This is a genomic window from Psychrobacter sp. UBA3483 (assembly GCF_002377905.1).
In the GTDB taxonomy this organism is placed as follows: Bacteria; Pseudomonadota; Gammaproteobacteria; order Pseudomonadales; family Moraxellaceae; genus Psychrobacter.
This window is the reverse complement of sequence record NZ_DFQS01000059.1, coordinates 1-26,722: the sequence shown is the minus strand read 5'-3', so window position 1 is coordinate 26,722 and position 26,722 is coordinate 1. Positions and strand designations below refer to the sequence as shown.

General features: G+C 44.3%; 22 protein-coding genes. 5 read left to right on the top strand and 17 right to left on the bottom strand.

What is annotated here, in order from left to right; translation table 11 throughout:
• Positions 1–19: 19 nt before the first annotated feature.
• From B2866_RS11110 to B2866_RS11065, 10 genes are all read right to left on the bottom strand, one after another.
• The gene (locus B2866_RS11110) at positions 20–817 is read right to left on the bottom strand and encodes a cell division protein FtsQ/DivIB (RefSeq protein ID WP_296194142.1); all 798 of its coding nucleotides are present in this window, start codon (positions 815–817) and stop codon (positions 20–22) included.
• A 456-nt stretch (positions 818–1,273) separates the two neighbouring features.
• Positions 1,274–2,401, bottom strand: a complete 1,128-nt coding sequence (locus B2866_RS11105) for a D-alanine--D-alanine ligase (RefSeq protein WP_296194140.1) — start codon at positions 2,399–2,401, stop codon at positions 1,274–1,276.
• 29 nt (positions 2,402–2,430) lie between these two features.
• A complete protein-coding gene (gene murC / locus B2866_RS11100) occupies positions 2,431–3,870 on the bottom strand; it encodes a UDP-N-acetylmuramate--L-alanine ligase (protein WP_296194138.1) in 1,440 nt (479 codons plus the stop codon).
• A gap of 92 nt (positions 3,871–3,962) precedes the next feature.
• Positions 3,963–5,048: an undecaprenyldiphospho-muramoylpentapeptide beta-N-acetylglucosaminyltransferase gene (gene murG, locus B2866_RS11095; RefSeq protein WP_296194136.1), complete on the bottom strand. Its 1,086-nt coding sequence runs from the start codon at positions 5,046–5,048 to the stop codon at positions 3,963–3,965.
• Between the two features lie 230 nt (positions 5,049–5,278).
• Positions 5,279–5,722 carry a DUF2147 domain-containing protein gene (locus B2866_RS11090; RefSeq protein WP_296194133.1) on the bottom strand — a complete coding sequence of 148 codons (444 nt, stop codon included), beginning with the start codon at positions 5,720–5,722 and terminating at the stop codon, positions 5,279–5,281.
• 150 nt (positions 5,723–5,872) lie between these two features.
• Positions 5,873–6,844: a glutathione synthase gene (gshB, locus tag B2866_RS11085; RefSeq protein WP_296194132.1), complete on the bottom strand. Its 972-nt coding sequence runs from the start codon at positions 6,842–6,844 to the stop codon at positions 5,873–5,875.
• A 134-nt stretch (positions 6,845–6,978) separates the two neighbouring features.
• A complete protein-coding gene (pyrE, locus tag B2866_RS11080; RefSeq protein WP_296194130.1) occupies positions 6,979–7,698 on the bottom strand; it encodes an orotate phosphoribosyltransferase in 720 nt (239 codons plus the stop codon).
• A 76-nt stretch (positions 7,699–7,774) separates the two neighbouring features.
• Positions 7,775–8,764, bottom strand: a complete 990-nt coding sequence (locus tag B2866_RS11075) for a hypothetical protein (RefSeq protein WP_296194128.1) — start codon at positions 8,762–8,764, stop codon at positions 7,775–7,777.
• 88 nt (positions 8,765–8,852) lie between these two features.
• Positions 8,853–9,725, bottom strand: a complete 873-nt coding sequence (locus tag B2866_RS11070; protein WP_296194127.1) for an SDR family oxidoreductase — start codon at positions 9,723–9,725, stop codon at positions 8,853–8,855.
• Positions 9,726–9,821: 96 nt separating this feature from the next.
• On the bottom strand, positions 9,822–12,095 hold the full coding sequence (locus B2866_RS11065; RefSeq protein WP_296194125.1) for a DUF4105 domain-containing protein: 2,274 nt from the start codon (positions 12,093–12,095) through the stop codon (positions 9,822–9,824).
• A 198-nt stretch (positions 12,096–12,293) separates the two neighbouring features.
• Between B2866_RS11065 and ampD the strand changes: the two genes are divergently transcribed.
• From ampD to B2866_RS11050, 3 genes are all read left to right on the top strand, one after another.
• Positions 12,294–12,890 carry a 1,6-anhydro-N-acetylmuramyl-L-alanine amidase AmpD gene (gene ampD / locus B2866_RS11060; protein WP_296194123.1) on the top strand — a complete coding sequence of 199 codons (597 nt, stop codon included), beginning with the start codon at positions 12,294–12,296 and terminating at the stop codon, positions 12,888–12,890.
• A gap of 186 nt (positions 12,891–13,076) precedes the next feature.
• Positions 13,077–14,627, top strand: a complete 1,551-nt coding sequence (murJ, locus tag B2866_RS11055; protein WP_296194121.1) for a murein biosynthesis integral membrane protein MurJ — start codon at positions 13,077–13,079, stop codon at positions 14,625–14,627.
• A 143-nt stretch (positions 14,628–14,770) separates the two neighbouring features.
• On the top strand, positions 14,771–15,427 hold the full coding sequence (locus B2866_RS11050) for a hypothetical protein (RefSeq protein ID WP_296194120.1): 657 nt from the start codon (positions 14,771–14,773) through the stop codon (positions 15,425–15,427).
• Between the two features lie 75 nt (positions 15,428–15,502).
• Here B2866_RS11050 and B2866_RS11045 read toward each other — a convergent pair whose 3' ends face one another.
• Positions 15,503–16,144, bottom strand: a complete 642-nt coding sequence (locus tag B2866_RS11045) for a GNAT family N-acetyltransferase (protein ID WP_296194118.1) — start codon at positions 16,142–16,144, stop codon at positions 15,503–15,505.
• A 253-nt stretch (positions 16,145–16,397) separates the two neighbouring features.
• Here B2866_RS11045 and ribF point away from each other — a divergent pair, with 253 nt between their 5' ends.
• Positions 16,398–17,411 (top strand): riboflavin biosynthesis protein RibF, encoded by a 1,014-nt coding sequence (gene ribF, locus B2866_RS11040; RefSeq protein ID WP_296194280.1) that lies wholly within the window; start codon positions 16,398–16,400, stop codon positions 17,409–17,411.
• A gap of 109 nt (positions 17,412–17,520) precedes the next feature.
• Here the strand turns inward: ribF and B2866_RS11035 are convergent, their stop codons facing one another.
• The 4 genes from B2866_RS11035 to B2866_RS11020 form a co-directional block, all read right to left on the bottom strand.
• Positions 17,521–17,760 carry a DUF2789 domain-containing protein gene (locus B2866_RS11035; RefSeq protein ID WP_296194116.1) on the bottom strand — a complete coding sequence of 80 codons (240 nt, stop codon included), beginning with the start codon at positions 17,758–17,760 and terminating at the stop codon, positions 17,521–17,523.
• A 225-nt stretch (positions 17,761–17,985) separates the two neighbouring features.
• Entirely contained in the window at positions 17,986–18,969 is a 984-nt protein-coding gene (locus tag B2866_RS11030; RefSeq protein ID WP_296194277.1) for a malate dehydrogenase, read from the bottom strand.
• 461 nt (positions 18,970–19,430) lie between these two features.
• A complete protein-coding gene (locus B2866_RS11025; RefSeq protein ID WP_296194114.1) occupies positions 19,431–20,132 on the bottom strand; it encodes a hypothetical protein in 702 nt (233 codons plus the stop codon).
• 408 nt (positions 20,133–20,540) lie between these two features.
• Positions 20,541–22,772 (bottom strand): lytic transglycosylase domain-containing protein, encoded by a 2,232-nt coding sequence (locus B2866_RS11020; RefSeq protein ID WP_296194112.1) that lies wholly within the window; start codon positions 22,770–22,772, stop codon positions 20,541–20,543.
• 418 nt (positions 22,773–23,190) lie between these two features.
• Between B2866_RS11020 and miaB the strand changes: the two genes are divergently transcribed.
• Positions 23,191–24,699, top strand: coding sequence for a tRNA (N6-isopentenyl adenosine(37)-C2)-methylthiotransferase MiaB (miaB, locus tag B2866_RS11015; RefSeq protein WP_296194110.1), 1,509 nt, complete (start codon positions 23,191–23,193; stop codon positions 24,697–24,699).
• 91 nt (positions 24,700–24,790) lie between these two features.
• On the opposite strand, the gene B2866_RS11010 is transcribed toward miaB, so the two are convergent.
• Together B2866_RS11010 and B2866_RS11005 are read right to left on the bottom strand one after the other, a co-directional pair.
• Positions 24,791–25,027 carry a hypothetical protein gene (locus B2866_RS11010; protein WP_296194290.1) on the bottom strand — a complete coding sequence of 79 codons (237 nt, stop codon included), beginning with the start codon at positions 25,025–25,027 and terminating at the stop codon, positions 24,791–24,793.
• Between the two features lie 48 nt (positions 25,028–25,075).
• Positions 25,076–26,290, bottom strand: a complete 1,215-nt coding sequence (locus tag B2866_RS11005) for an RtcB family protein (protein WP_296194106.1) — start codon at positions 26,288–26,290, stop codon at positions 25,076–25,078.
• Between the last annotated feature and the right edge of the window lie 432 nt (positions 26,291–26,722).

Below are 26,722 nucleotides of genomic sequence, written 5' to 3'. Positions count from 1 at the left end.
ATGATTTTACGATGCTGTTTTATGGCGGTGTTTCACCATCTTTTGGGAGCGCCAAATTCCATGCGATAGTAAATCCATTTTTATAACGAAGATCGACAGACTGTATTTCATCACGGCGATTGCTTAATTGATTGCCAAGCAGCTGACTTAAATTCAACAGTTTTTGCGCGGTGTTTTCATTATCAACGATAACACGTAAGCCATTATCAAAGCGAATCAACCACGTCATTCTTGGTGACAGAATGATATCCTCAACTTGCATATCAAGCGGCGCATACCAGTCATTGACTTGCTGCATTTGCTGCATAATAACTGGTGCTTGCGCTATATCGCCTTGCAAGGTCGCAAAGTGTTCTTGCGTTAACTCTCGACTATCAGCGGGCACAAAAACCGCGCCTTTTGCATCAACCAAACGCTCGGTACCAAAATTTGCCACAGCCTGTTTTGGCAACGCTTTCACGACGATACCTTGCTGCCAATCACGGCTGATACTGACTTGGTCAACCCAAGCAAGACCGGTAGAGATATCTCTGAGCGCCTGTAAATCAGAGGTAAAAAAGCTGCTGACGCTCTGTTGGTTCATGACTTGTTGTAATGCTCGATATTGCGCTACCGTCAAGCCTTTGTCGTCGACATGAATAGCGGCGGGCGGCGCATCACGCAATGCTTTGCCGCCCATGACCAATATCAGCACCAGCAAACCTAACACCAACACTGTGAAAAAATATCTGAGCATAGAGGGTATTTGCAAATTAGATTTAGGGTGCGAGGTTTTATCACTCATCAAGTCAGCAATGTCATTGACAGTTTGAGTCATAATACATGTCGTCCCTATTTTTGCTTAAACTATTTGCATAACGCCAATAGTGCTTATTATTAATGGTAAATCTGCTAATCGGTACAGCAATCGATGAAACTGCCATATTATCAATTTATTTGTCTAAAACGAGCGATAAAGCTCAGTTAAGCGCATTAAAACGTAACATTTTTCTTATTTAATGAATAACTTAAAGAAATTTGCATAAATAACCATAAATATCACTAATATAGACCAATAATTACAATATTAACGTATTTTACGTTTAAACAATAGCCTAACCCCTACGACTAACAACGAATTTACACAAGTTTACACGAAGCTGTGTTATAGCAGGGCTAGCGATACATTTACCTGCATTAAGTGGTGCTCTTCATGGTTAAATGTATGGCTAGTTAAAGAGACGTTACACAGCCCAGTTAAAGGATGTTTAAGCAAATGTATATTTGGCCAAATCTATACTTCTAAAGTCTGCGCTAGGATATGCCAACACAAGGCATCAAAATCCATACCGCGAGCTTTGGCCGCCATTGGTACCAAGCTATGACTGGTCATACCCGGCACGGTATTAATCTCGAGTAACCAAAAGTTGCCCGCTTCGTCTTGCATCGCATCAATACGTCCCCAGCCTTTAGCATCGACAGCGCGAAATGCTGCCAAGCTCAATGCTTGCAAGTGTTTTTCATCAGCAGCGCTTAGACCGCAGGGAATATAGTAGCTGGTATCGTTACGGTTGTATTTGGCTTCAAAATCATAGAAGTTAGTAATATCAGCAGGCTCAAGGCGTATCACTGGATAAGCTTCGTCGTCGATAATAACAATGGTAAACTCGCGCCCAGTAATCCAGCGCTCAGCCATCACCGCGTCACCGCACTGCACCGCCGTTGCATAAGCAGCAGGCAGCTCATCGAGGTTGTTGACTTTGGTCATGCCAATGCTCGAGCCTTCATGGACTGGTTTGATAATCAGCGGCAAGCCAAGCATATTCACCACTTGCTGCCAGTCGGTATCCGCTGTTAATAATGAAAATGGCGCGGTCGATAAGCCGCAGCCTTGCCAAAGCTGCTTGGTACGGACTTTATCCATCCCGAGCGCTGATGCCAAAATACCTGAACCGGTTTGCGGAATATTAAACCATTGCAGCACGCCCTGTAATAAGCCATCTTCGCCGCCGCGACCATGCAACACGTTAAACACGCGATCGAACTTACGCAGCTCGGTAATATCTTGATCTTTTGGGTCAAAATGCGTGGCATCAACACCTTGGTTTTGTAGCGCTTTTAACACGGCAGCGCCACTGTCTAATGACACACTGCGCTCATTGCTACTGCCCCCATAAACCACGGCAACTTTACCAAACTGACTGGCGTCTTTGACTTTGCTATTTGCAATATTAGGAACCGTATTATCGTTTGGCTGATTGTTTGCCGCCTTATCTTGCTCTGCTTGTGCCGCTGCTGCCAATGCCAGCTCTGGATTGGCAATCGTAGCTTTAGTGTCTGCATTGATACTTTTATCAATGTTGCTTTCATTTTTTTGCTTATTGTTTTCTTGGTTATTTTTTTCTTGATTGTTAATAGTCATGAGTCTTATTCCTAAAATTCTTTTGCAGATTATTGAATATATAGATTATTGGCGGCCAATTCGATAGCTATTTGTCCGACATTTCCTGCGCCTTGAGTAATTAGCATGTCATTGGCTTTAAGCAAGCGCTGCATGACCGGCGCGATATTGGCTTTATCGATAATCGTTGGCTCAACAGCACCGCGCAAACGGATACTACGCGCCAAGGCTTTGGTATCAGCGCCCGCAATCGGAGTTTCACCAGCAGGATAAACGTCTAATAACAACAACTCATCGACGCTTGATAGCACTTCGACAAAATCATCAAAGCAATCACGCGTACGGCTATAGCGGTGCGGCTGGAACATCATGACTAAGCGGCGCTCAGGGAAGCTTTGACGCGCCGCTTTTATAGTGGCATCGACTTCTCTTGGATGGTGACCATAATCATCAATCAGCAAGACGTTACCATCGTCTATTTCTACAGAAGCTTGCTGCTCAAAGCGGCGACCGACACCGGCAAACTTTTGCAGGGCGCGCGTAATCGCTTCATCGTCGACGCCTTCGTCAGTTGCCATGGTAATAGCAGCCAGTGCATTATAAACGTTGTGTACACCGGGAATATTTAAAGTCAGACGTAATGGCTCACGGTCGCGGCGTAAAACGGTAAAGTGAGTTTTTGTGCCTTCGCTGACCAAATCAACCGCTTGTACATCATTAAAAGGCTCAAGGCCAAAGGTTAATACCGGACGCCCGATGTCATCGATCATAGCGTACAATTCAGCGTCGTCACCGCAGACCACCGCCAACCCATAAAACGGCATATTTTGTAAAAACTGAATATAAGCGGCTTTTAATTTATCAAAACTGTTGCCATAGGTTTCCATATGGTCTTGATCAATATTGGTAACAATCGCTGCCATCGGGTGCAAGGTCAAAAACGACGCATCAGATTCATCAGCCTCAGCAATTAAATAACGGCTGTTACCAAGCGCGGCATTTTTACCTGAGGCGTTTAATTTACCGCCAATGACATAAGTCGGATCGAGCTTACCTTCCGCCATCATGGTGGTCAGCAGACTGGTAGTGGTGGTTTTACCATGGGCACCAGCAACAGCGATACCGTGACGATAGCGCATCAACTCGCCAAGCATATCCGCACGGCGTACCACAGGCAGACGCGCTTCAAGTGCGGCTTTTACTTCAGGATTGCTACGGTCGATGGCAGACGAGACGACGATGACATCGGCATTGGCGATATTTTTGGAATCATGACCAATCGCGATATCAATACCAATCTGTGCTAGGCGTTTCGTCACCAAGCTCTCAGTAATATCCGAACCACTGACTTTATAACCTTGGTTGTTCATCACTTCAGCAATACCGCACATCCCCGAGCCCCCAATGCCCACAAAATGCAAATGCTGGATACGGCGCATTTCTGGTATTTCAATCAAACGTTTGGTTAAAGATTTAGCAGAGGTTGGCATAGGGTTTTCTCTTTATTGAAGACGAACAAATTTAATTAATAATAAGTAATAAAAATAATAGGTAATAAAATAATAATTGATACAAACAGTTTTTATAACGCCTGCCAGATAATATCGGCAACTCGCTGACAAGCTTGACGATTGGCAAGCGCATGGCCTTTTTCTGCCATCTCTAAACAAGCGCGTCTATCTAGCATATTGAGCTCATTACTCAGCTTGTTAGGAGTTAGCTCGCTTTGTGGCAGCAAAATCCCTGCTTGATGCTCGGTCAAGGTGCGCGCATTGGCGGTCTGATGGTCATCAACGGCGCTTGGTAGTGGGACAAATATTGCCGCTATCCCAACGTTTTGAATTTCCGTCACTGTCAACGCCCCCGCTCGACAAACCACGATATCCGCCCAATTATACGCCGCTGCCATATCATCGATGAATGGCTGCACGGTAAATTGGTGGGCGCTTAATGCTTCACTATCATACGCCGCTTGCGTGGCGACCTCGTTATCGCGTCCACATTGATGACGTACCTCGAATGGACGGTCAATTAAAGCCAATGCTTTTGGTAGCGTTTCATTTAACACTTGCGCGCCAAGTGAGCCGCCAACTACCAACAGTTTAAGTGGCGAGCTATCATTGACATCGTAACGCACACCAGGCTTAGCAACCCCGCTAATGGCATTACGTACGGGATTCCCCACCGTTTCTATCTTGCTATCACTCTCGCTATTAACAAAAGTATTTTCAAACGCTTGCAAGACCTTGGTCGCCATCTTGGCCAAATAACGATTACTCATACCCGCAATGGCATTTTGCTCATGGATAATCAGCGGCGTTTTGGTCAGGCGCGCCGCAATACCGCCGGGCGCAGTGACGTAACCCCCAAAGCCGACAACCACATCAATCTGATTGCCACGGATGACTTTAATCGCCGCCATCGTCGCTGACAACAAATTAGCAGGCAACTTAAGCAAACGCCCTAAACCTTTACCGCGCAACCCTTGCATATCGATCGCATGAAAAGGATAGCCAGTCGGTGCAACCAAGCGATTTTCCATGCCATTTGGTGTACCGAGCCAGTGAATGACGGCACCGCGCTTGGCCAATTCTTCGCTAACCGCTAGCGCTGGAAATACATGCCCGCCTGTCCCCGCAGCCATCATTAATATATGCGGTGTTTTCATGAACGTCTGCCTATCTTTTCTTTATGTATATGAAAGACTTATTATCTTTTGATTGCGTTATCTATCAAACCAAAACAGCCCTATAAAAGCCCGCATAGTATAGTGTAAATCGCCGCCTGATAGACAGCATTTTATGCAGCATGAATAATAAAAATCCAAGCCGTGAGTCTCGCGGCTTGGCTTTATTTAGCTTATCGTCTTAATAGGAGTGAATATTAAAACAGCAAAGATTAACGGCGTTTTAAAACGCGGGTTTTGCCAATTAATGAGATACCTTTATAGCCTCGTAGCTTCAACGTATCACCTTGTAATTCTGCTTTTCCAGAGAAGGTTCTGCCAGTTTCTGGCTCAATGCCGCTGCCATTAACATACTTATTAGGATCATTAGCGTCCGGCTCCAAATCCCATAATACGGTCGCTCCGGTCAAAGGTTTATTTTTAAATTTACCTTTACATTTATCACAGACTTTTTTGTCTTTAGCCCGCGGGTCCAAAATTTCAATGATTTTCGCCGAAAGCTTACCATTGCTTTCAGAAAACTTTAGCACCGCATCTGGAGTGCCATTATCATTGTAAGTGGTCCACTTGGTATTATTAAGCTGGTCAGCCGCGTTAGCACTAAAGCCAAACACTAAGCCTACAGTTAGTAAAAGTGATTTTGCAAATATGTTCATAGTACGTCCTTGCATTATAAAAATTTTATAAAGTGCGCAGTATCATTCTATTTATTGATAATACGGTTCTATCATATAAAATTATGACAAAAAATCAATATAGATCATGAACATAAGTTATTCTTTATTTCGTTGCAAAAAAAGCTTTATCTAAACAGCCAGTTTTTTCTCGATAGCAATAATAAAGTCAGTTGCAATATCAGTACCGCATTGGTCATTGATTTCACGCACACAAGTAGGACTGGTGACATTAATCTCAGTGATACGGCCACCGATTAAGTCTAAACCAACGAACATTAGCCCTTTTTCTTTGACTATCGGCGCAACCACCTCTGCCACTTGACGCTCAATATCGGTGAGCGGCATCGCAACCCCACTACCACCGGCGGCAAGATTTCCGCGCGTTTCACCTTTTACCGGGATACGCGCCAAGCTATAATCGACCACTTCACCATCGACAATCAGCACGCGCTTATCGCCTTCTTTAATTTCCGGCAAATAACGCTGCGCCATAATAGGTAGCGTCTCAAGCTCGGTTAAAATCTCCAGCGTCACGCCGATATTTGGACTGTCAGCGGTCAAACGGAAGATGCCCGTACCGCCCATGCCATCTAATGGCTTAACGATAACGTCTTGCTGCTCAATAATAAACTTGCGAATATGCGCCTGTTTACTGGTCACAATCGTTGGGCTCATATAATCGCTAAACCAAGTCGCAAAGAGCTTTTCATTACAATCGCGTATCGCTTGTGGGTCGTTAACCACTAATACACCGGCGGCTTTAGCATGGTCAAGCATATAAGTGGCATAAATAAAGCGCATGTCAAATGGCGGATCTTTACGCATCAAAATCACATCATAGTCGCAGACTGGCGCTGTCGCTTTTTCACCTAAGGCATAAAAATCATTGGGGTCGCGCTTGACTGTCACCGGTTGGCTATCAATCATCAATTGCCCACGGTCTAACCATAAATCATGAATCTGACAGTAGCCAAGGCTGTGCCCCCGGTCTTGTGCCGACCACATCATCGCCAGCGTGCTATCTTTTTTATAATTGACCAGCTCGATTGGATCCATAATGACCAGTATTTTTAACGATTTTTTTTGTTGTTCTTGGCTCATAATAAGGCTCACTTTCGTTATAGTATTAATTATTTAAGCAAACATCTCAAAGATATTGAGGGCATAGCGTATGGCTCAAATGTCACTTAAACTTTATTTAAACATGACCTGAGTGCAGCCACATTTGCGATAAATTATACGCCGTACTGGGCGCGGTAATGCTGCATTTTTGCAAGTTGGGCGGCATCTTTATCTGTGCTACTTCCTGCTAAATAGCTGATTAAATCATCGATATCGACCAAGGCGCGTACCGGCACGTCTAAGGTTTCAGCCAACTCTTGAATGGCAGAGCGCTCCGCCAAACCTTTTTCCTTACGATCAAGCGCAACGACAATGCCAGCCACACTGGCGCCCGCTTGCTCTAAAATTTCAACCACTTCGCGCATCGCTGTGCCAGCGGTAATCACATCATCAAGTACCCAGACAGCCTTGCCATTGACATCAGCACCCACTAAATTACCACCTTCACCATGAGTTTTGGCTTCTTTACGGTTATAGCCCCACTTAGCATTGATGCCATGATGTAGCCATAACGCTTGCGCGGTTGCTGCGACAAATGGAATACCTTTATAAGCCGCTCCAAAAATAACCAGCTCTTGCTCGGCTGCCCCATTCATTGGTTCAGCCATTTTTTCAGCTAAGGCATCGGCATAACCACACGCTAATAACGATAACATCTCACCTGACGCCAGTAAGCCTGCGTTAAAAAAGTACGGACTAATACGTCCAGACTTAAGCACAAATTCACCAAATTTTAATACCTGATTGTATAAAGCCAATTGGATAAATTGATGCGATGAAAATGAGACGTTTTGTGTATGTGGGGCGTTTTTAGGCGTAGCGGCATTCAGCATAGGGTCTTCCTATCAGCAAAGAAAAATGAAAATTGAACAATCAAATAGTTGTGCAAGGCATTATAGTCGCGTCGGCTTAACTTGACCAACCGTTGATATCATAATCCTGCATATTCGCATAACGCGTTAATAACCCGCAGCGCGATGAGATAGTAAAGTAGCATTGCCCATCGTGACTGACTTGTATGTCCCAGCCTAAATGATAGGCAGCAACGATAATATGCCCCGTAAATAAGCGCACTTGCCGATAGGCATGGCGCTTTGCGGGCTCAAACACAATCTGACTAAGCAAGTAACTGCGCAGATGCTGACAAATTTGCGCCGCGCTGTAGCTGTGATTGATCGTTTTGCGCGTACCGCATTGCTTTAAAGCATGGACGGCGACACTACAAGCCATAAGATCGGTCGCCAAACTTCCCTCGCCACTGTCAAATTGCTGCGGCTGCAATACCACTTGCCAATCGTCAGCATAGACGCTATTAAGCAGCTCATCAGGATTATAACGTCTGGTCAATACTCGTAGAGAGTCTGTCTCTAAAGGCTTATTAATATTATTATCAATATTTATGCTATCGACACTCGAAAACCCATAACGTGTCAGCTTTGGGTATGCCTGTAGCGCGCGCTGAATATCTGCCATATCAAGCAAAATCATATCAGTCAATGGCGATAATAACGGCTGATCGCTATGATTGTGATAAAAACTCTCGGGCAACTCAATCAGCTTTGCCGCACTAAGCAGTGATAAATGCTCAGTCAATGCTTCTGAAGCAATCAGCCCCCATTTCGATAAGCTGTCGATCTTAGGCTGATAAAAACGGGACGAACTGCCGTATAAGCGACGTAGCTGACCATTTAAGCGCCGTGCAGGCTCTGGAATATCCGTTAATGGCCGAGCAGGATCAATTGGCAAGCGCCTTGGATCAAAATTAGGATGTACAATCGCCGGCTGCTGACTATTTGCTAAATGAGCGGACTGTTCAGCATGACCTTCTGCAAACTGCTCCTCTGCTGCCATAAAATCAGCACTGGATAAACCATCGTCAGAAGTAGAATGCTGGGTCATAGATTTTCCCTAGGCTTACCAATTTAAAAGATGTAAAAATAAAAGATATAAAAATAAAAGCCATCAAACGCGCCTTTTACTCTTGATGTTATTGGCTTTGCTGTTCTTGATTGTGCTTGTTTTGCTCTTGATACTGCAAAATATCTCGATAGCCTGCTTGCCAATCAGGATAGTCCAGCCAAGCTAACGGAATGTTGCTATGCAAGCGCTTCCCCGTAACCGCTGTTTTATTGTCATCAAGAGTAGGCAACACTGCATTTACTTGCTCACTTAACCAAGTGCTAAGCTCAAAAGTGGTGACTGGCGCATAATCAGTGGCGATATACAGTTGTTTTGGCATATCTATGGTCATGACATTGGCAATAATAGTGACCAAATCAAGATCCATAATGCGATTGCTCCAGTGCGCTGCTGCCACTGGCTCTTTTTGTTCCTCGCGGGCTTTACGCAGCCGCATCAGACGCTCGCGTCCGTAAATACCACTTGGACGAATAATAATGGCTTTAGCACCAAAACTTTGTTGCAAAACTTGTTCTGCTTGTAATATAACTTGCGAGGCTTCACGCTCCGGCGTCACAGGCACGGTATTTTCATCAATCCATGCACCATTATCTTGCCCATAGACACCTGTTGATGAGATAAAAACAAGTCGCGTAAGGTTGGTTAGTTTATCCGCCAATGTTGTCAAATGCTGGCTGATGGCTAAGTAACTGTCATGATAGCCACTGGTTGAATACTCATCGGGGGTGACGATAATGGCTATCGCGGTAAAGCCTTGCAACTGCTCAGCGCTAAGCGTTAACGCATCGGCTTGCAAAAATTTAGCACTCCCCTCTAGGTTATAATGATGACGCTCACGACGTGCCAACCCCGTGACGTTGAAACCGTCTTGAGCGAGCTTATTGGTGACTGGTAAGCCAATATCACCTTGACCAATAATCAGTAAACTTTGCGTACTCATCATATATCCTTTATTTAAAAATGCTTTTAATGACTATTTATTCTAATAACTGCCTAAAAGAACTTTTAATGATAAAAGGGCTTTTCATAGCAGATGCTAGAAATAGCGTCTGTAGGACAGCTGTATGTCTTCCTTGGCATCGATACGATCTTGCCATTCGTAGTTGGCATTGATACGTAACGCTTGTTTTTTATCAATATCGTACTGTAGCCCTAATGTTGATATTGGCTGCCAATAATGGCCGCGGGCATTAGACTCATCGCTGCTGCCATGATACCAATATGGCAGTTGCAATTCAGCCTGCGCACGTAACTGATTGTTAATCTGATAACGGCAACCAGCATTGACGCCTGCGCCGACACGATAGCCTTTATTAATACCGCGGCCTGCTTGCGCCGTCCCTGCCAAAAACGTATAGCATAGCTGCGGCGGCATCTCGCCGGTGCCCGCGCTAGGTGTGTCAAACGCCCACGACCAACCCGTCTCATAGCCCAAACTACCGACTAAATGATCACTGCCCTCTTGCTGCGAGCCGTCATTTACACGTGTCGCTTCGATACTTGCGCCCCAAGTCTTGCCCTTTTTGGCAGAATTGACTGGATTGAACGAGCGCCCTCGCACCAAAGTTACATTTTGCAAGACCACACTACTTGGCTGATTGGCTTTATTATTATCAGTGTCATACAGACGTAAGGTCGCAGCCGCGCCTTCTAAATCAAAGAACTGTGGAAATCCTGACGGTCGATCGAGGGTATCGTGATAACCTGCGCGCACGCCCAAATCAATATAATTGTTATCACCGCGCTGCCCTAACCCGATAAACCCCAGTTGCAAGGGATGTCTGTCTATCGGATTGTTATCCGCTACTGCAATACGCCGTGGGAGCAACGTCTGTCCGTCAGCGGCTATGCTTGAGATAGCATTTGACTGGGCAGATTTAATCTCATTGAGCGTCTGCTTGGCACTATTATGATAGCCCAATTGCGCACGCTGCTCTTTAACCTTATTTAACTGCGCTTGGCGTAAGGTGCTATCAGCAGGCGTATAGTTGGTGCTGGCAAGTAAGCCTTCGCTATCGAGCAATTGCACCACATCTGAGGGAATCACCGCATAAGGCAGGCGGCTTAATAAATGCTGCTGAGGGCGTACCACGTCAATCAAGCGTAAAATCTCAGACGCGCAGTTATCAGTGGTGAAGTAATAAGGCAACTTCAAATCTTTGGTTTCCCAGACATGCAGCATAATCTGCTGCACTTCCACTGGGGTTAAAGCCAATTGATACGTCCACGCATCACGCTCATCTTCTTGCAGATACTTCGCGAGCTTCTCCGGATAAGGGTCAATTTCAATCAGATTGTCATAACCGCCGCTCATCGATTTGATGGCATATAGCAAAAAACTATCGCTTGAGTCACCGCCTACCGTATAATTTAGTGCCACTGCATGATGAATTTGGCTTGGATCGGCCACGCTAGCTTTAGAATCAATGCGTAATAACGTATGAGCAAAGGCTGAAATAGGATTGTCTAAATATTCCTGCGCAAACATAATAGACAGCTGCTCAGGTGCCAGCTTTTGCATCCACTCATTGAGCTCTGGACAGTCGACTTGCAAACCGCTTTTGTCGATATTGAGTGTATCAGTCAGCCACTGGACGCGCGCTGGGAAACGACATAGCACTGAGTTTTGTACTGAGCTTTCTCCTAAATTTTTAGTCGCACGATTGGATGCACTATTACTAGCAGTCCTGTTATCGGGAGTCGTAGCCATTTCGTCAGCAAGGGCAACCAGCAAGGCATCAAGCTCGGCCGCTGAATCATGCTGTCCATTTTTGCTTAAGTAAAATGCCGCATCATCAACGATACTGCTGTCTTTTTTCTTGCCGATAAGATTCCTTTGATCATCAAAGAAATATAACAACCGTCGCCATGTCGTATGCTGAGCGAGATTTTTTGCTTGTGCGTGCGCGCGCCATGATGCTAGTAGCTGGTCGGTATTGGCATTATTAGTATTTTTAGTATGAGATGTAGAAGAAGCTACCTCTATCTTTGGGCTGTGACTTTCTTTGATGATATTATTTGTTTCGGCATTTGCTTTAGCAACAACGGGCTTCGTATAAGCCGTTAATATTGGCTCAGCATGTTTTGATGTAGTGACCAAGTTGCTATCAATAGTTTCATTGCCATCCAGTGCCAACTCCCCTGTCGTCACAAGAGACGCGGGCGTTGGCAAAAATGCCTGTGCTTGTGCGCTCAGTAACACCCCAGCTATCGTAAGCGGCAAACGTGCTCGCCTGCCAATGTTCATTGGGGTGTTCGTTGGCGTACAATCTATCGGCAAAAGGTTTGAATGTTTTGAATATATGGACATGAGTAACATCTCGCACTGTAGGAGTCATACGCATATCGCGTTATGAGTTCTATCGAATTGTTAGAGTGATATGATGTATCACTGTCTTAAATTCCTTTAAACCACTGTTTTTTTAGTTAAAGGAGCTATTTATTAATAAAAAGTTATAATCATCAGCATTTACCGCGCACTAATTATCAAATTATAAAAGAGAGTATTATGTCCACAGCATCGCCAATGACTATTCATGCCGGTCGATTATCCGCTGCGACTTGGCTTGCCTCGCCCAATCATAATAAACGACCTAAAAATGTCGCGATTGATACTATTGTCATTCACAATATTAGCTTGCCACCCAATAAATTTGGGGCGTGCAATACTGACGGTCTAAACTACGTCAAAGCCTTATTTACAAATCAATTAGACTGGGAGGCGCATCCTTACTTTCAAACCATTAAAGGTGCAGAAGTCTCAGCACACTTATTTATAGAGCGCGATGGCGCGATTACCCAGTTTGTCAATTTTAATGAACGCGCGTGGCATGCTGGGCGCTCTAGCTATTTGGGTCGCCCTGAATGTAATGATTATAGCATTGGCATTGAGCTTGAAGGTTCAGATTTTGTGTCCTTTAGCGCGGCTCAATACGAAACACTTGCCAAAGTTATTGTCGCTATCTATGACGCTTATCCAAAAACTCGTAGGCATCTGACAGGTCATAGTGACATTGCGCCCGGACGCAAAACTGACCCCGGTGATTATTTTGAATGGACAAAGTTGCGTGAGATGGTTACCCGCCATATTGCAAGTCAGTCATAACTTTACAACCAAGATTGAGTAAACACTCTTATTAAAATTTCTGTAAACGACAGATGTTATTCCACATCCAATCCATTTATCAGGACAATGAAAGTGCTATAATCCGTCAGTTTTTTAACAACGCTGCATCAGCAAACAAGCATCACTACACAACCTTCAGTAAACAAATTAGCAAAATAGGTTCTCATGGCAAAAAGTCGGTTATTTCGTTCAACCATGGTGGTCAGTAGTATGACCATGCTGTCGCGTATATTAGGTTTGGTGCGCGATGTCGTCTTATTGGGTGTGTTTGGCGCCGGTGGTCTAATGGATGCCTTTTTGGTCGCCTTTAAGATACCCAACTTTTTACGCCGTCTATTTGCCGAAGGCGCCTTTAGCCAAGCGTTTGTTCCTGTGCTGTCTGAATATAAAGAAAAATACAGCCTAGAGCAGGTACAGATTTTAGTCAGTCGCACGTCAGGCGCACTGCTGCTGGTTTTATCCATGCTAACGGTCGTGGTGATTTTAATCGCCCCTTGGGTGGTGACCTTATTTGCCCCAGGCTTTGCTGATCAGCCGGATAAATTTGCTATCACTGCTGAACTGCTACGCTTAACCTTCCCGTATTTATTGTTTATTTCTATGACCGCTTTTGCCAGCGGCATTTTGCAAAGCTACGGGCGTTTTGCCGCGCCCGCCTTTGCGCCTGTTTTGCTAAATCTATGTATGATTGGCGGTGCCCTTGTGTTTGCACCGATGTTTGATGTGCCTATCATGGCGCTGGGTTATTCTGTCGCTATCGCAGGTTTACTGCAGTTATTGATACAACTGCCACAGCTCTCGCAACAAAAACTACTGGTCGCACCAAAAATAGACTTTCAACACGAAGGCGTGCGCCGTATTTTAAAGCTGATGCTGCCGGCTATTTTTGGCGTTTCTGTCACGCAGATTAATTTACTATTAAACACTATTTTTGCTTCGTTAATGATTGGCGGTTCGGTTTCTTGGTTGTATGCTGCTGAGCGTATGAGCGAGTTGCCACTTGGCTTAATTGGCGTAGCTATCGGTACAGTTATTTTACCAAGTCTATCGAAAAGTGAAGCGCAAAAAGACGACGTCAGCTTCAAAAAGACCATCGACTGGGCAGCGCGCTTAATTATTTTGGTCGGCGTTCCGGCATCGGCAGCATTATTTATACTCTCTGACGTACTCATGCAAGCGCTGTTTTTACGTGGCGAATTTACCCTACGCGATGCGCAAATGAGCTCACTGGCGCTAAAAAGCATGGCAGGCGGTATCTTAGGTTTTATGTTAATTAAAATTTTCGCGCCCGCCTTTTTTGCCCGTCAAGATACCAGAACGCCAGTCAGAATCGGTATTATCTCCGTCTTTGCCAATATGATTTTTAGTGTCATTTTTATCGGTATCTTTTATTTCTTAGATATGCCGCTACATGGTGGTTTGGCTTTAGCGACTACGGGTGCGGCGTTTGTGAACGCAGGCTTGTTGTATTATTTCTTGCACAAGCGCGAGATTTTCCGCTTTGGCAGTCATTGGAAAAAACTGTTTAGCCAGTTTGGGCTTTCTACCGCCTCTATGGTTGCGGTACTTTATGTCATGCTGCCCTATTTCCCAACCAATGATGCCCAGTGGAAACGTATCGTTGCGCTGCTGATTATGTGTGTCGTCGGCGCGGTGGTTTATGGCGTCGTCTTATTGGCAACAGGCTTCCGTCCACGTCAGCTAAAGCATGGTTAAGCACTCATTATTAAGCACTTATTATTAAGCCCTGAGCAACGCTTTAACTTACCAAACCAAAACAAGCTTGGTATGAGAATTGACAGTGAATGCGGCTGATAGTTGCCATAATTACTGATAAATACATAATTTCGGGGACTAACATGACGATCAAATCATCAGCTTCACAGACAGTTTTATCAACAACCTTGTCACGCTTACCAAGCATATTGACTGTTGGTACCTTGAGTATCGGCCTACTTTTAAGTGGTTGTAGCAATAATGATAAGGGTGACACTGAGACTGCGGTCAATAATAATGAAGACACTACAGAAATCGCTAAAACATCTGATGACACTGTGACTGATGAAGCAAAATCGGTGGGTACGGATAATATGAGTGAATATGCGCAAGTAACAGATAGCACTCAAGATAAAACCATTATCACGAGTGCTAATATCAATCCAGTGACACCAGTGAATGATGACGCTAAGCAAAAAAGCTTGGTGACCAATCCTACTCAAAATGGCACGCCAGAAGACACGGTTAAACAAGCACTCGATAGCTTATATTATGGCGACGCCAAACAAGCTGCAACGTATTATAAAGTTGATATGACAAACTTTGAGGAAGAGCTTGCCAAAACCCAATCCGCGTTTCAGCAAACGGTTGATGGTGTGACTTTTACTGATACTAAATACAACGATGATAAAGCTCGTGCTACCATCACTGGTGAATTGATGTTAAGAGGTCAAAGTGAGCCTGCACCATTGACTTATGAGCTACAAAAAATCGACGGTAAATGGAAGATTTTAGGATAAGGCGTCTGACTGCTCTTCGTTAAATAGCCTTTATCTGGCATGGTTACTGGTCACTGCTATCTTCATTCGTCATCGCTATTTTAATTGGTCATTACTATCAGCAATGACCGCTTTGCCAAGCATCACAACATCGGCAATAAAACCCTCCATATCACAAACCTTTGGCATATAGCCCCATTGCTCAAAACCAAGCTTACGGAACAATCCTAAGCTTGGTTGATTATGGGCAAAGATAAGCGCAACCACGTTCTGGATACCTAGGCTCGGCGCTTGCGTTAGCATCCAGCGCGTCAAAAAGTTGCCCAATCCTTGACCATGATGCTCTTGATGCAAGTAGATACTAATCTCAGTGCTGATATGATAAGCGGGCCGTGTATATAAATCGCTAAAGCTGCCCCAAGCGACAATTGGTGATACCGTTTGTTCGGCACCCCTATCTGCACCTGCATCAGTAGCTTTGACAATATAAATAGGTCGTGTGGCACTATTTATATGCTCATCAAACCAGCCCTGGCGCTCTGCGCAAGTCACTGGTGTGAGATTAGCGGTTGCTTGCTTACCGGCGATACTTTGGTTGTAAATGGCTAAAATTGCGGGTAAATCTTCTTTATCAGCGAGCTGAACTATAAAGCGCTCGTTAAGTTTATAGACGGCTGATGTAGGTTGTATAGAGTCATAGCCCTTATCATAATCAGTCGTAGAGACAGCAGCAGGCATAGCGTTTCCATTATGAATATTCATAGATAATAATAAAAATAGAGATAAGTGATAAATAGACGTTTAGCTGTTAGCATGGTTGTTTGATTAACAACAGACTATAGGATGTTAGTAGGGCTATTTTACTTTATAATGGCTGCTTTTAAACACATCTGTTTTAAAAGTTTGTTTTAGTCGCGGTGTGTTTTTCATTTTTTATTGGTCTTATCTATCATAGCTGACATTTATGAACACCTATTTTCTTGAGCAACTGATGGCGTCTCCAAGCGCTTTACCGGTCAATAGCAGCCCAGTAGCGTTGCCACCCTGCGTGCTGACTATCGGTAACTTTGATGGCGTACATTTAGGTCATCAAGCGATGCTTACGCAAGTGCGTGAGCTTGCCAAAGCGCAAAACCTTGGCTCAGCTGTCATGATATTTGAGCCGCAGCCGCGTGAGTTCTTTGCGCCAGCGACCGCGCCTGCGCGCTTAACCAATCTTGCCGAAAAGCAAGCTTTACTGGCAGAATACGGTATCGAGACTTTAATCGTCGCAAGCTTTGATAGCGATTTTCGCTCGCTATCGGCGCAGGCATTCGCTGATATTTTGGCACTGCGCCTAAACGTCCAAGCATTGGTATTGGGTGACGACTTTAAATTTGGTCATGACCGTACTGGTGACAGTCAGTTTTTACGCGATTATGGCTTAGATGTGACCAATCTGCATACCGTTATCGATGATAAAGGTAAAGGTGCGCGCATTAGCTCGACGCGTATACGAGATTTATTGATGGCAGGCGATATTGACGCAGCCAATGCCCTCTTGGGTCGTGATTATGCAATGACAGGCGTTGTCGTTGGTGGTGATAAAATCGGTCGTACCATGGACTTCCCCACTGCCAATGTCGCTTTAAAACGCATTAAACCTGCGTTACATGGCATTTTTGCTGTCGATGTTGTCAGCCTTGACGACAATGGCAATGTCATAGCAGATGGTCTAACCGCACTCACCAATAGCGACAATCCAGGGGTGAAAGGTCTCCGTCCGCATAGCTTATTTGGTACTGCCAATCTTGGTATCAGACCGTCAGTAGATAAAGAACATGATTGGCGCTTAGAAGTACACTTTCCCAAGCTACAAGCAGACTTATACGACTTAACCTTGCAAGTACGATTTTTGCATTATTTGCATGGTGAGCGCCATTATGAAAGTTTAGAGGCGTTAAAAGCAGGCATTCATAATGACGTGATTGATTTACTGGAATGGCGTGCTCAGCAGCCTGATTAAATAGATAGCTATGGTTATTAGACTGATAAATAAAAACCCACAGCGTTCATAACGTTTGTGGGTTTTTATTTATCGTGATGCTTTTTATGGTCATACTTTATTATTATTGTTATGCTTCAGGATGCAGACGTACATTTAAGTCATCAATAACCTCAACCCATGCTGCATCTTTATTCCACTCTTCTTCTAAAAATTTACGTTGGCTATCGGTCCATATATGCGCTTTTTTTAGCTCTTCACCTTTAGCCAATTGATTATCAGCAATGAATTTATCAATCGCTTCATCCGAATTATCCAAGCCCAATTGTGCAAATAACGCATTCATATTGTATTCTGGTTCACCCAACATACCTTCTCTCCTTAAATGATACAGATTTAATGGTGTTTATTATTTGGATTTACCACTTTATTGTAGCAAGCTTAATTTGAATAGCTGTAAACCAACGTTTAGCTAACGTTATCAATTGTATTATCGATTATCTAAGATACAAAAAAAGCCCTCTTACTAGAGGGCTCTTTAGCTTAACGACTATTTAGCTTCATGCTGATATATCAGCTTTAGCAAATGGGCTGCTTATGGAAGCAGGTGTGCTACGGCATCACGCTCTTCGCTAAGCTCTTGCTCGGTTGCTGCCATTTTCTCTTTTGAGAAATCAGATGAGACATCAACACCGTCTACGATAGACCAGTCACCATTCTTGCAAGTAACTGGGAATGAGTAGATTAAGCCTTCAGCAATACCATATTCGCCGTTTGAGTAAACGCCCATAGAGACCCAATCGTTCTCATCTGTACCTAGAGCCCACGTACGCATATGCGCGATGGCAGCGTTGGCAGCAGAAGCGGCAGATGATGCACCGCGCGCTTTAATAATAGCGGCGCCGCGCTGTTGTACTTCTGGGATATAAGTCGCTTCGTACCATTCACGATCCACTAAATCTAAGGCTGGTTTGCCATTGACAGTCGCAGCCGTTAGGTCTGGGTACTGAGTTGATGAATGGTTGCCCCAGATGATCATTTTTTTCACATCATTGACAGTGCTGTCTGTTTTACCAGCCAACTGTGCGATTGCACGGTTGTGGTCTAGGCGCGTCATAGCAGTGAAGTTGCGTGGATCCAGATCTGGTGCATTACGCTGAGCGATAAGAGCGTTAGTGTTGGCAGGGTTACCGACTACCAATACTTTGACATCACGACTAGCAACATCGTTCAATGCTTTACCTTGCGCTGAGAAAATCGCCGCATTGGCTTCTAGCAGATCTTTACGTTCCATGCCTGGGCCACGAGGACGCGCGCCAACCAATAGAGCATAATCGACATCTTTAAAGGCAACATTGGCATCATCAGTTTGCACGATGTCCGCCAATAATGGGAATGCACAGTCTTCTAATTCCATGACCACACCCTTTAGGGCGTCAAGAGCTGGCGTGATTTCAAGCAATTGCAAAATAACTGGCTGATCTTTACCTAGCATCTCACCAGATGCAATACGAAATAACATAGCATAGCTGATATTACCAGCGGCACCAGTGACGGCAACACGTAAAGGCTGTTTCATTGACATTGAATACTCCCTAATTATAGATTAGATAATTCACAATTCTAATGGATGGTTTTGATTGATGAATATCGTTTGAGATAGCGACCTGCTCGCTGAATATAGCAGTCATAAACCGTTCACTAGTGTAGCACCTCAGCCTATTAACCGTCTAGAGAAAGCGCAAACGCGTTTGCAGACAATACGGATTATATTGTTACATTTTATACAGGCAGAACGTGAAATTTTTAGCGCAACGGTAAAAGAATAAAGCGCTAGATAGATATCAAGAGAGGTTTCAAAGAAGCATTAGAAGCATTAAAAGACGGCGAAAAAGCGTTTTAGACAGAATAAAGGTTAGAAATTTAAAGCATTTATAGATAAATTCGCTCGTATGATTGCCATTCGCACTTTACTGTCTTTATTTATGAAAGGTAGAAAGAGGGGTTATTAATGGACAATAACTCAATACCGAAAGAAGATTATTTGCCACCTGAAATAATAAACTTACTACCACAGTTGTCGACGACATTGCTACAAGTGCCGAATGAGCTGCCTTCATAACACACATGCACATCAGTCAATACCATTTGGCGGCGCGTGCCTACCTGACATATCAAGTCAACGCTATTAGCCGACATGCCATTATTCAAGCGGGTCATTTGACCGACAAAACGAGATTTTAACACCGTATAGCTATTGCCTGTATTCAACTCGCTTGGCAGTTTTAAGTCGCCTGCATAATTGGTAATTTGGCGAAAATAACTACTGGCGCTGAGCGGACTACAAGCACCATAACGTTGCCAAACTTGAGTACGCACTGTGGTATCGGGCATGATACGGTTGACGACTTTTAATTGTAGGGGCGTCAAACGTGGCTCACTGCCGCGGCCGCAGCGCTCGCCATAACCCATATCGAGACCTGAAACGGTGAGTGAATAGCCTTCCAAGCACTGACGCATACGTGCGCGCGTCGGCTGTAAGCTGCATAGCGCTGGCGTCATCTCAATCATCAACACCCGCTGACCCGGTTTACTGGCATTAGCCGCTTGGGCCGGCAGCATAATCGCACCCTGCAACAATAATAACGCTGTTATACCAAACGCAGCATTACCTTTATTATTATCATACTTTGTACGTAACCAGTGTTTATTAAAATGCTCTGATAGCGTTGTCTTTGACATCGAGCCCACCTTTGTCTGAATAGATAATTGACGCTTAGCCTGCGACGACATGGGCAAATTGAAATATTTTTTAATCATAAGAAGTTAGAGCATCTAGCAATGACGAATAGTAGCTTTTGGGCTTTTTAGTAACCAGACTTTTAACCTTCAGGCTGTTAGTATATGAACTCAAACCCTACCTAAAATTAAGCTAGGTTGGTTGTAAGTTATTGGCTTTCTTAAAACAAAGCAACAAATCAAGCAAAGAAAATGCAGCCGGAAATTAAAACAATGGTAGCAAACTGCTTTTTTTAATCTATAGCAGAAACGTAAACATGACTGATGCCACGTGTATGGCTTTTAAATATCCGCTATAAAAAAAGCCATTAACAGCGAGCGATTAATGGCTTTTTTAGAAAACAAAGAGAATTAGAAGGCGGCGGGAATGGTTCCCATGCGCTGACTAATAGGCTGACCGCGACCTAGCAAACTGCTATAGATGGTGGCGTTTTCCATTACGTGCTTGACATAATTGCGCGTTTCAGGAAAAGTAATCGACTCGACATATTGGTCGGCCGCAAGTGAACCGTAAACTGGCTGCCAACGTTTGGCATTGTTGGGTCCGGCATTGTAACCCGCTGTCGCTAAAACCGGCTGGCTGTTCAATTTACCAAAGATATCGCCCATATACCAGGTGCCATAACGAATATTGGTATCGCCGCTATTGGCGCGACTGGCGCTATAAGTTTCGCCCAAATTACGCGCGATATATTTAGCGGTATCAGGCATGACCTGCATAAGGCCACTTGCCCCAACGTTTGAGCGGGCTGATGAGACAAAGCGACTCTCTTGACGCATGATGCCATAAGCCCATGCCGGATCGATACCGGCCGACTGACTATAGCGCACGACCGCCGATTGGTGTGGCATTGGATGCGATAGTGCCAAGCTGTCTACTCTATCGGTATTATCAACCGCATAAATCGCCCGATCGAGCCAGCCAATATCATAGGCTTGACGCGCGGCCGCAATAATCAAATTGTCATCGCGATTGTCACGCGCTTTTTTCACTGCCCAGTTCCACTCGCGATTGGCATAGGCGCGACTAGCATCGGCGTTATATAAAGCAAATGCGCGCGCAAAGTGCGGGTTTTGCATGACGCGTGCGCGCTCAGCACTACTAACATTCGGTAAATTATTACCACCTAAGCGGCTGGCATCAAAACGTTGACCGACTTTATCCTTGGCCATCAAACCATAGTATTCATTGCTTTTCGCAAGATTTTGATACATTTTTTTGGCAGTGTTGCGTTTGTTGACGTCACCTGATTGCTCATAAGCACGCGCCAACCAATATTGCCATTGATTGGTTTTTTGCGTTTCAGCGTCCATTTTTGAGATGGCTTCGACCACATCGTCCCAACGACTAAAACGAATCGCCGCCATGGCATAATATTCGGCTTCTTCAAAGCTAAAATCATTATCTAAGCTATTACGGAACCAATCGACCGCTTCCACATTAAAACCGTCGTCAGTATTGTGGTTCATACGCTGAACGCCAAGAATGCGATAAGCGTAGCGACGGGTGTCATCGTTTAATACCTTCGCTGCGCGCTGATTGTCTTGTTTAACATCAAAATCTAATTGTAGCGCTGCCTCACGGTAGGACTTTTCTGCCAAGCGCCCCATGGCATACAAATACAGATATTGATTCATCTGGCTGTTTGGCTCGCGAGCAAAACGGCTAAAAAATGCTGAGGGGTTGAGCTGAATTTCACTTAACGACGAGTAAGGAATCGGTGTACCCAACTTTGATGACAAGGCCATAATATCGCCGGTCTTGCCTTTACGCAGCATACGTTTAAGGCGTGATAGCCTATCTTGATTGCTAATCAGCGCATTATTATTCATCTCTAGCGCCAATTGATCACACAGCGCTGGCTGTTTTTTGGTGGTCAGCCAGACATCGGACTTGGCCGCCATCGCACGCATGCTATCGCCGCCGTTATTAAACCCAAGGGCAACGGCGCACTTTTCACTGTCATCGGCATTAGTAATGAGGTTTGCCACTTGGCGTACGGCGGCATAATCATTGGAACCTGCTTTGGTTTCTGCAAAATCGGCAACCAGCTTTTCTGCCATTACCGTCTCTGGATACTGGCGGGCAAACTGTGTAACCGCCGCTGGGCTTTGTGAGTTTAGGTCCAAATTCATACGCCAATAAGGCGGATACATGGCAAACAAACCGCCACTCATCTCCTGCTCATAATTATAAAGCGCGTTGACATCACCGCGATCTGCCGCAATCGCCGCCGCTGTAAATGAGCTTGCGCCACTATCCGCTTGGTAACCTGTGTTTGCTTGATAACTGCTGTTTGGCTGCGAGCTTTGCGGTTGATAGTTATCAGGTTGATAGCTTTGAGGCTGATAGTTGTCCGGTTGGTAGCTACCTTGTGGCGGATAACTATTGACATTACTGCTGGTATTATTACCCCAAGTAAGCTCAGCATAAGCCCCTTGCGACAATACCAGCGCGCCCATCGCCGTTGCCACACTCAGCACACTGGTTTTTAGCATCGTTGTTTTATGGTTTTTAGGCGTATGATTTTGATAATTGGCATCTTTATCCTTGATACTTTGGGCAACTTGCGGCTTTGACATACGGATTCTCTTTATAATGGGTCTAAATAATTTGGCTAAATAAACAGTTTGAATCTAGGCTTGAAATAGGATTTTTCACCCTACTTAAAACGCTCATTTAAACAATAGTGCGGATATGGTTGTCTGCATCATACTATACTCGTTGCACATTCAACCATCAGCTTTACTTTTCGTTAATAAATTGGATAGCCATGCGTAACACAAAGGTGTTACGGCGCTTTTACTAGGCTTAATTGTACTAAAAGCCATTATCTGAATAATAGCAATAGATAAGCAATTGATACTATTATAAATAATCAAATGCCGTCAACAGAGTAAGCCTATGCTAACTTTTCACATTGATGCCAGATTATGATAAAATACGCCACCGGTTAATCGCCTACCTCGCTATATTTTTAGTCAATCATGGACTTCGCTTATGAGTGTTACTGTATTTAATCCCCGCATCGATGACGCTGCTGTTGAGACCAGGGTTACTGCGCCTGCCGTTACGGCACTCGAAGCGTCAAACTCTGTTCAAGCGTCTACTGCCCAAACCCCCGTCAATGGCAGTGGTACGCCGAAAAAAGTCTTTGTCACCACTCAAGGCTGTCAGATGAATGTCTATGACTCTGGCAAAATGATTGATGTATTGGGCGATTCACACGGGATGGAAGTTACCCATAATATTGACGAAGCCGATGTGCTATTAATGAATACCTGCTCGATTCGCGAAAAAGCGCAAGAAAAGGTGTTTTCAGAATTGGGTCGCTGGCGCAAATTAAAAGAAAAACGTCCTGATTTGGTTATCGGTGTTGGCGGCTGCGTGGCCTCGCAAGAAGGCGACAATATCCAAAAACGCGCGCCTTATGTTGATATGGTTTTTGGTCCACAAACCTTACACCGTCTGCCAGAGCTGTATGATCAGTCGCATGAGCAGCGTTCTATCTCGCCTAAAAACCGTATCGGTACGGTAGATGTGTCATTCCCAAGTATTGAAAAGTTTGATTTTTTACCAGAACCAAGAGTAGAGGGCTATAAAGCCTTTGTCTCCATCATGGAAGGCTGCTCAAAATATTGCTCATTTTGCGTTGTGCCTTATACGCGCGGCGAAGAATTGTCGCGTCCGCTTGATGATGTCTTGGCAGAAATTGATAGCCTCGCTGCTCAAGGCGTGCGCGAGATTAACCTGCTCGGACAAAACGTCAATGGCTATCGCGGCGAAAAAGACGACGGCAGTATTTGCCGATTCGCTGAGCTCTTGCATTATGTCTCGTATGTCGATGGTGTCGAGCGCATTCGCTATACCACCAGCCATCCGCTAGAGTTCACCGATGATATTATTGATGCTTACGCCAAGTTGCCAGAGCTGGTGTCACACCTGCATCTGCCCGTTCAAAGTGGCTCAAATGCTATTTTGGCGGCGATGAAACGCAACCATACCATTGATGTTTATATCAATCAGATTAATAAGCTCAAAGCCATACGCCCTGATATTCACCTATCGAGTGACTTTATTATCGGCTTCCCCGGTGAGAGCGATCAAGACTTCCAAGACACCTTAAACTTGGCAAAAGAATTAAACTTCGATCACTCTTATAGCTTTATCTATTCTAAGCGTCCGGGCACACCAGCCGCAGAACTACCCGACGATGTGAGCTTCGCAACTAAAAAGGCACGCTTGGCAGAATTTCAACAGGTTATTATCGATTCAACCCTTGCCAAAACCCATGAAATGGTTGGCACCACCACCCGCGTCTTGGTTGAGCAAGTGGCCAATCGTCACCCTGATTGCTTAATCGGTACAGCGGACAATACCCGTACCGTGATGTTCCCTTTTGACGTTGATAAAGTAGATGAGCTACTGGGTAAAATCGTCAGTGTACGTGTGACTGATTTTGTCAGTCCGCATATGGTAAAAGGCGAGCTTATCGAGGTGTTGGCTTAACCCTTTAGAAAAAACTGTATAAATAAAAAAGCCGCTCTCTATTTAAGTAGGGAGCGGCTTTTTTGTGCGTGAATGTTAAAAGTAATTGTCTTTACTGTGATAACCAATCGGTCTTCCGCAATTGCTGCTTGGTTTCACGGCGGCGTTTTTTACGCACGATATCAATATCTTCTTTTTCATGAACACCACCTTTTTTGAGCAGTGGATTTAGCGCCAGATAATTTCGTGGTTTTATAGCACCAAGTAAGTTTTGATTGGTTGTGGTACTTTGCTGTTCCAGCTGCCGTTCAATTCGTTTGGCCTTTTTTAAGGTTTGTTTTAAGCTCATATTGTTACCTATATTTTTAATATCTCTAAATCTGTTTTGCAAAACCAACTAACCCTTAATGCACATTACTTGCTTCAGCGTATGCACCACTTCAACTAAGTCGGCTTGGTTGGCCATCACTTCTTCAATGTCTTTATAAGCACCGGGTATCTCGTCGATGACGCCTTTGTCCTTACGGCACTCAACGCCTTCGGTTTGCGCTTTGAGCTCATCAATGCTAAATGCTCGTATGGCTTTGCCTCGGCTCATTTGTCGACCTGCGCCATGCGAGCACGAGCAAAACGATTCATCATTGCCAAGACCTCGGACGATAAAGGATTTTGCGCCCATAGAGCCGGGAATAATCCCCAGCTCACCTTGGTAGGCACTGATAGCGCCTTTACGCGTGACATAGACGTGTTCACCAAAATGCACCTCTTCATTGACGTAGTTGTGATGGCAATTGATGGCTTCTTTGGTAAGCTGAAAACGTGGCAACCCCGCTTGTGGTGACTGCATGGCTTTAATGACCAAACGCATCATTTCACGGCGGTTTTCTAGTGCATAATCCTGCGCCCAATCCACCGCCTCAACATAATCAGTAAAACTATCAGAGCCTTCAGCAAAGTAAGACAAATCCCGATCTGGCACATGACCAAAGCGCGATTGACGCTCTTTTTTGGCAAGATTAATAAAGTACTGACCAATACAATTACCAATGCCGCGACTACCAGAATGCAGCATGACCCAGACATTATTGTTTTCATCTAAGCACAGCTCAATGAAATGATTGCCACCACCCAATGTGCCAAGTTGCTTTGCCCACGTACGCTCAAAGCCTTTGAGCATCTTGAGCAAACCTGGATGCTTATCAGTAATCGGTTTTAAGCGTTTACCTAACGGGTCAAGCGTTGAGTTTTTGGCTTGGATTTGTTTGTGCATATTAAAGCCAACTGGCACTTGCTGCTCGACTACTGAGCGTAATGTCCTTAAGCTATCAGGTAAATCACTTGCCGTCAGAGATAGACGCACCGCGTTCATACCGCAGCCAATATCAACACCGACTGCAGCCGGAATGATGGCGGATTTGGTCGGAATCACACTTCCAACGGTAGCGCCTTTACCAACGTGTACATCAGGCATCACCGCGATATGCGAATGTACAAACTCCAGCTGAGCCAAATTGCGTAATTGCTGCATCGCCTCTTGCTCAATATCTGAGGTATAAATCTTGACTGGTACGCCAGATTTACGATTTTCATTTAATACTAATTGAATGCTCATAATGTATTATTTCCATTTTATTATTTTAATCACCATACAAAATATATTTTAATTTACCTATTCTTTAACTTTATAACTTACTTATTGATTACCATTAAGTGAAGCACTCAATAAGTTATTCTTTATAAAAAACAGACAATAAAATACCGTTTCTTTATTAATAAAAAAATTAATAAAAATGTATGATTAATTTATGATGGACGTTTTAAAAAGAAGTTTTACGCTACCAAAATATTTAGCTTAAAAATAGCCAGCTTAGATAACACATATATAGATAGTTATTCACTAAATAATAGCGTGAGCTAGGCCACCATATTGATAATAATAGTAAGGTGAAATGTTAGATAAACAGATAACAGCAAGCGCGAAAATGCCGAGCACGAGCGCAGGCTATTTCGACATAGCGTACTTATAGTGTATCAAATACAAAAG

Coding starts and splice junctions, on each gene's coding strand:
- B2866_RS11090 (WP_296194133.1), bottom strand. CDS start 5,722: ATGAACATATTTGCAAAATCACTTTTACTAACTGTAGGCTTAGTGTTT.
- B2866_RS11010 (WP_296194290.1), bottom strand. CDS start 25,027: ATGAGCTTAAAACAAACCTTAAAAAAGGCCAAACGAATTGAACGGCAG.
- B2866_RS11025 (WP_296194114.1), bottom strand. CDS start 20,132: ATGTCAAAGACAACGCTATCAGAGCATTTTAATAAACACTGGTTACGT.
- B2866_RS11035 (WP_296194116.1), bottom strand. CDS start 17,760: ATGTTGGGTGAACCAGAATACAATATGAATGCGTTATTTGCACAATTG.
- B2866_RS11070 (WP_296194127.1), bottom strand. CDS start 9,725: ATGAGTACGCAAAGTTTACTGATTATTGGTCAAGGTGATATTGGCTTA.
- gshB (WP_296194132.1), bottom strand. CDS start 6,844: ATGAGCCAAGAACAACAAAAAAAATCGTTAAAAATACTGGTCATTATG.
- murG (WP_296194136.1), bottom strand. CDS start 5,048: ATGAAAACACCGCATATATTAATGATGGCTGCGGGGACAGGCGGGCAT.
- ribF (WP_296194280.1), top strand. CDS start 16,398: ATGGCGTCTCCAAGCGCTTTACCGGTCAATAGCAGCCCAGTAGCGTTG.
- B2866_RS11065 (WP_296194125.1), bottom strand. CDS start 12,095: ATGTCCATATATTCAAAACATTCAAACCTTTTGCCGATAGATTGTACG.
- B2866_RS11045 (WP_296194118.1), bottom strand. CDS start 16,144: ATGCCTGCTGCTGTCTCTACGACTGATTATGATAAGGGCTATGACTCT.
- B2866_RS11030 (WP_296194277.1), bottom strand. CDS start 18,969: ATGAAACAGCCTTTACGTGTTGCCGTCACTGGTGCCGCTGGTAATATC.
- murC (WP_296194138.1), bottom strand. CDS start 3,870: ATGCCAACCTCTGCTAAATCTTTAACCAAACGTTTGATTGAAATACCA.
- murJ (WP_296194121.1), top strand. CDS start 13,077: ATGGCAAAAAGTCGGTTATTTCGTTCAACCATGGTGGTCAGTAGTATG.
- B2866_RS11020 (WP_296194112.1), bottom strand. CDS start 22,772: ATGTCAAAGCCGCAAGTTGCCCAAAGTATCAAGGATAAAGATGCCAAT.
- ampD (WP_296194123.1), top strand. CDS start 12,294: ATGTCCACAGCATCGCCAATGACTATTCATGCCGGTCGATTATCCGCT.
- miaB (WP_296194110.1), top strand. CDS start 23,191: ATGAGTGTTACTGTATTTAATCCCCGCATCGATGACGCTGCTGTTGAG.
- B2866_RS11005 (WP_296194106.1), bottom strand. CDS start 26,290: ATGAGCATTCAATTAGTATTAAATGAAAATCGTAAATCTGGCGTACCA.
- B2866_RS11110 (WP_296194142.1), bottom strand. CDS start 817: ATGACTCAAACTGTCAATGACATTGCTGACTTGATGAGTGATAAAACC.
- pyrE (WP_296194130.1), bottom strand. CDS start 7,698: ATGCTGAATGCCGCTACGCCTAAAAACGCCCCACATACACAAAACGTC.
- B2866_RS11075 (WP_296194128.1), bottom strand. CDS start 8,764: ATGACCCAGCATTCTACTTCTGACGATGGTTTATCCAGTGCTGATTTT.
- B2866_RS11050 (WP_296194120.1), top strand. CDS start 14,771: ATGACGATCAAATCATCAGCTTCACAGACAGTTTTATCAACAACCTTG.
- B2866_RS11105 (WP_296194140.1), bottom strand. CDS start 2,401: ATGACTATTAACAATCAAGAAAAAAATAACCAAGAAAACAATAAGCAA.